Source organism: Streptomyces phytophilus (assembly GCF_013870535.1).
In the GTDB taxonomy this organism is placed as follows: Bacteria; Actinomycetota; Actinomycetes; order Streptomycetales; family Streptomycetaceae; genus Streptomyces; species Streptomyces phytophilus.
The window spans coordinates 1-4456 of sequence record NZ_JACBXC010000450.1 but is presented as its reverse complement, the minus strand read 5'-3'; the positions used below and the strand labels follow the sequence as shown (position 1 = coordinate 4456).

At 69.3% G+C, this 4456-nt stretch carries 5 protein-coding genes; all 5 read left to right on the top strand.

The genetic code is table 11. From position 1 onward, the window contains the following. Nucleotides 1–334: 334 nt before the first annotated feature. Nucleotides 335–1078 carry an ABC transporter ATP-binding protein gene (locus tag H5J30_RS18935; RefSeq protein WP_018837297.1) on the top strand — a complete coding sequence of 248 codons (744 nt, stop codon included), beginning with the start codon at nt 335–337 and terminating at the stop codon, nt 1076–1078. Nucleotide 1079: 1 nt separating this feature from the next. Then, nucleotides 1080–1925, top strand: a complete 846-nt coding sequence (locus tag H5J30_RS18930; protein ID WP_181788603.1) for an ABC transporter permease — start codon at nt 1080–1082, stop codon at nt 1923–1925. 38 nt (nt 1926–1963) lie between these two features. Further along, nucleotides 1964–3070, top strand: a complete 1107-nt coding sequence (locus H5J30_RS18925) for an ABC transporter substrate-binding protein (protein ID WP_181788602.1) — start codon at nt 1964–1966, stop codon at nt 3068–3070. 51 nt (nt 3071–3121) lie between these two features. Continuing rightward, a complete protein-coding gene (locus H5J30_RS18920) occupies nt 3122–4273 on the top strand; it encodes an FAD-dependent oxidoreductase (RefSeq protein ID WP_220189084.1) in 1152 nt (383 codons plus the stop codon). A gap of 24 nt (nt 4274–4297) precedes the next feature. Next, a partial coding sequence (locus tag H5J30_RS18915; protein ID WP_181788601.1) for an amino acid synthesis family protein occupies nt 4298–4456 on the top strand: 159 nt, incomplete at its 3' end.

Below are 4456 nucleotides of genomic sequence, written 5' to 3'. Positions count from 1 at the left end.
CTGTCCGCGGACGACGGCCACTACGCACGGCTGCGGCTGCGGTACGTACGGGAAACGCCGCTGTAGACCCGCGCGGCAGAGGGCCGTCCGCACCGAAGGGGCGGTCGGAGTCCGGTTGACCACCGGGTTCCGACCGCCCCTTCGTGTGTCCCTACTGGTCGGTCCGGGGGAAACGCGTGTCGCATCTCTTGACGGCCCCAGGGTGACGTGCCTAACGTGCTTGATAACACATTCTTAGACAGTGATAACCCGATCGGCCAACTCCGGTGTCGCTCTGATGCGCGGAGAGGAGCTTTCCATGGAATCCATGGGGATTTCAGCGCAGGGTATCGCGATGAGTTTTGCTCGGCGCGAGCAGGAACAGACGGTTCTGGAGAACCTGGACCTCGACATCACCCCCGGCAGTTTTGTCACGCTGCTCGGCCCCTCGGGCTGCGGCAAGAGCACGCTGCTGAAAATTCTGGGCGGCATTCTCGAACCCACGGAAGGCACCGTGCGGATCGGCGGGCAGCCGGCCGCGGACGCCGTCAAGGGCCGCTTCATCGGCCTCGTACCGCAGCGCCCCGCACTGCTGCCGTGGAAGTCCGCGGTGCAGAACGCGAGCATGCTGCGGCAGATCGCGGCGGGCGAGCGCGCCGCCGACGCCGCCCCCGCGGCGCGCCGGGCGCTGGAGCTGGTCGGCCTCGCCGCGGCGGAGGACAAGCTGCCGCACGAGCTGTCCGGCGGCATGGCGCAGCGCGTGTCCATCGCCCGCGCGCTGGCCATGGACCCGGCCATCCTGCTGATGGACGAGCCGTTCGGCGCCCTGGACGCCATCACCAGGGACGAGATGAACCTGAAGCTCGCCGAGATCTGGGCGGCGACCGGCAAGACCGTCGTCTTCGTCACCCACTCGATCTCCGAGGCGGTCTTCCTCTCCGACACGGTGCACGTGATGGGCCTGGACCGGGGCCGCTTCCTGGAGACGCTCGACGTCGCCCTGCCCCGGCCGCGCACCCGCGAGGTGCTCGACGACCCCGTGTTCACCGAGTACACGGGCCGGCTGCGCGGCCACCTGGAACCGAAAGCGACGGTCTGACATGGCGCTCGCACAGGACGACGTGAAGAAGCCGGCCGGGCGCCGCCCCGGCGGCCGGCGGCCCGGCGGCGCGATCCGCGGCTGGATCCGGAGCGTGTGGCCCAGCCTCACCGTCTTCGTCGCCGGCTTCGTGCTCTGGGAGCTGGCCGTCGAGGTCTTCGGCATCTCCAGCTTCGAGCTGGCCAAGCCGAGCGAGTTCCTCGCCGAGATGTGGCGCTCGCGCGACATGCTGTGGGACGCCACCTGGGTCACCACCCAGGAGATCCTCTACGGCTTCCTGCTCAGCTTCGCCGTCGGCGTGCTGCTCGCCGTGCTCATCGTCCGCTTCAGCTGGCTGGAACGCGCGCTCTACCCCCTGATCGTGCTCTTCCAGGTCGTCCCCAAGGTCGCCCTGGCGCCGATCTTCATCCTCTGGTTCGGCTACGGCCTCGCGCCCAAGCTGCTGCTCATCGTGGTGATCACGTTCTTCCCGATCACCCTCAACATGATCGTCGGCCTCAAGGCCATCGACCAGGACCTGCTGCTGCTCATGCGGTCCGTGGGCTCGTCGCGGAACCAGATCCTCACCCGTATCCAGATCCCTACTTCGCTGCCGTACCTCTTCGCCGGCATGCGCATCGCGATCACCCTCGCCGTCATCGGCGCGGTGGTGGCGGAGTTCTCCGGCGCCGAGAACGGCCTCGGCTATCTCATCCAGTTCGCCTCGACGCAGCTGGACACCCCGCTCATGTTTGCGGCCCTGACCCTCGTGTCCCTGCTCGGCCTGATCCTCTATTACGCGATGTCGCTGCTGGAGTTCGTGCTCCGCAGGCGATTCCCGCACATCACGGCCGACACCACCCGTTGAATCCGGCTTTGCATTCTCTCCTGCGCTAGGAGCCCCTCATGTTCCCCTCCGGAAAGAAAATCAGGCAGAGTAGGAAAACCGTCGCCGGTATCGCGGGTGCGACGACCGCGGCACTTCTTCTCGCCGGCTGCGGCGGCGGCTCTGGAGACGACTCCGCCGACGGCGGACTCGACAAGGTCACCGTGCAGCTCGACTACCAACTCCGCGGCAACCACGGCATGTTCTACGTCGCCGACAAGCTCGGCTACTTCGAGGACGAGGGCATCGACGTCGAGAGCATCAAGACCGGCACCGGCTCGCCCGACGCGCTGCGCATCGTCGGCACCGGGCGCGCGGACTTCGGCTTCGGCGACCTGCCGTCGCTCGTCACCGCGCGCTCCCAGGACGTGCCCGTCACCACCCTGGCCGCCGTCAACCAGACCTCGCCGCTGGCCATGTGCACGGTGAAGGACAAGAACAAGCTGACGTCGATCGACGACCTGAAGGGGATGACCGCCGGTATCCACGCCGCCGGTTCGACGTTCCTCTTCTACCAGGCGCTGCTCGCGGACAACGGACTGAGCCGCGACGACCTCAAGGAGGTCAGCGTCACCCCGCCGTACGAGAACTACCTGATCCAGGGCAAGGTCGACACCGTCCCCTGCTACATCGACGCCGAGGTGCCGCAACTGGAGGACGCCGCCGGCGGCGAGGGCTCGCTCGACGTCCTGCTCGGCTCCGAGCACGGCTACGAGGGCTACGGCTCCGGCCTGTTCACCAGCGACAACATGGCCGAGAACGAGCCCGACGTGGTGCAGCGCTTCACCAACGCCTACGTCAAGGCGTTCGGCTACGTCATGAAGAACCCGGACAAGACCGCCCAGATCCTCGCCGAGTCCTCCCCGGAGAACCGCGACAAGGCCGACCTGTTCGAGCGGCAGATCCAGGCGGACATCGATCACACCTTCACCAGCGACGTCACGGAGAAGCACGGCCTGGGCGCCATGGACAAGCAGGTGTGGCAGGCGACCATCGACACCCTCGCCGACCAGGACGTGCTCAAGGGCGGTACGCCCAGCGTCGCCGACGTCCACCAGGAGAAGTTCGTCGAGAAGGCCGCGAAGGCCGGCGCCGGATCCGGTGCCGGGAACGACGCCGGCAACTGAAGGCGCGCCGGCCGCCTCCGGGCGGCCGGCACGACGAGTGAGAGCGGAGCTATGGAAACCACGGTTGACAGGCGGGCGCGCCACGCGGAGGTGTCCGGCGCCGGGTTCGCGGGCCTGACCACCGCCGCGGCGCTCGCGCAGCGCGGGTGGTCGGTGCGGGTGCACGAGAAGGGGACGGAGCTGCGCGAGCAGGGGGCCGGCATCGTCCTGTGGCACAACAGCCTCAAGGTGCTGAAGGCCATCGGCGCGTACGAGGCGGTGGTGGCCGACTCGATGACGCCGCCGTTCTACGAGACCCGCTTCCAGCACGCCAGCGTGTCCCACGAGGACTTCGGCGGCCTGCCCTGGCGCACCATGACCCGGCCCTACCTCCACAAGTGCCTGCTGGACGCCGCCCTCGCGGCCGGTGTGGAGATCCGCACCGGCTCCGAGGTGGTCGCCGCCGACCCCCGCGGCCGGGTCACCCTCGCCTCCGGCGAGACGCTCCGCGCGGACCTCGTCGTCGGCGCCGACGGGGTGAAGTCGAAGGTCCGCGACTCCATAGGCTTCGAGCAGGACCGCTGGAAGTCCCGCGACGGGATCACCCGGTTCCTCGTGCCGCGCCGCAGGGCCGAACTCGGCGCCGGCGAGTGGGACAACGTCATCGACTTCTGGAACCTCGAACCTCGTTACCTGCGGGTGCTCTACGTGCCGTGCAACGACCGCGAGCTGTACCTCGCCCTCGGCGCGCCCCGCGCCGACGAGCAAGGCAGCCGCACCCCCATCGACCTGGACCTGTGGACGTCCGCGTACCCCGAGCTGACCCCCGTCCTCCAGGCCGCCGCCACCGCCGCGGACCCCCGCTACTACGGCTACGAGACCACCGCCGTCGCCGAGTGGCGCCGCGGCGCCGTCGCCCTCGTCGGCGACTCGGCCCACGCCATGCCCCCCGCGCTCGCGCAGGGCGCCGGCTGCGCGATGGCCAACGCCTACACCCTGGCCGTCGCCGCCACCGAGGCCGCCGACGGCGGGATCGAGGCGGCCCTGGCCCAGTGGGAGGAGCTGGAGCGGCCGTTCACCGACCGCTGCCAGCGCCGCTCCGCCGACTTCGCCGCCACCCGCGCGATGTCCGAGGGCAACCAGTTCACGCTGGAGAACCTCGAAACCGCCCTGTACGACCCGACCAACCCCAACCGCCACGCCCTGTCCGTCGTGCGGAGCTAGAAGGACGAGAAGGAGACAACCCTGATGACCCCCGAGGAGCAGGTGCTGAAGGACTACCGGGTACGGCGCTGGGTCGGCCTGGTCGAGGAGACGCTGCACGAGAACGGCCCCGTGGCCGCCCGGCCGCTGCGCAAGGCGGTCTGCGGCGTCGTCGTCAGGAACCCGTTCGCCGGCACCTACGCC